The organism is Ferrovum myxofaciens, assembly GCF_000735045.1.
Classification (GTDB): Bacteria; Pseudomonadota; Gammaproteobacteria; order Burkholderiales; family Ferrovaceae; genus Ferrovum; species Ferrovum myxofaciens.
Genome location: NZ_JPOQ01000460.1, coordinates 1 through 343, shown reverse-complemented (window position 1 = coordinate 343; position 343 = coordinate 1). Strand labels below are relative to the sequence as shown.

At 51.6% G+C, this 343-nt stretch carries 1 pseudogene; it reads right to left on the bottom strand.

Features of this window, described 5'->3' with window-relative positions:
- Positions 1–34 precede the first annotated feature (34 nt).
- Positions 35–343, bottom strand: a pseudogene (locus tag IV91_RS19920) (ATP-binding protein); the annotation flags it as partial.

The window sequence follows — 343 nt, the reverse complement described above, 5'->3', positions numbered from 1 at the left end:
CCGCATTACAATTATAATGCTGTGCACAGCATTATAATTGGCTGGTGAGAATGGTGGCACGGGTAGCCGAACGGTCATCAATGATTTCCAGCAAATCCGAACGAGTGGCACTGTCAATGGCTCCCAATCGTCCAATACCAGTACATCTGTTTTGGCAAGTTGCATCAACCACTTCACAAAGGTGCCGCTGCCATGCATGACACGCAGTTCTTCCTGTAGGCGTGGGACCCTCAGATAAGTGGCAGAGAATCCACGCCGACAAGCATACTGGGCCAGTGCACAAGCCAACCAGGATTTACCTGACCCGGTGGCCCCGGTGATCAAAATGCTATGACCGGAACTC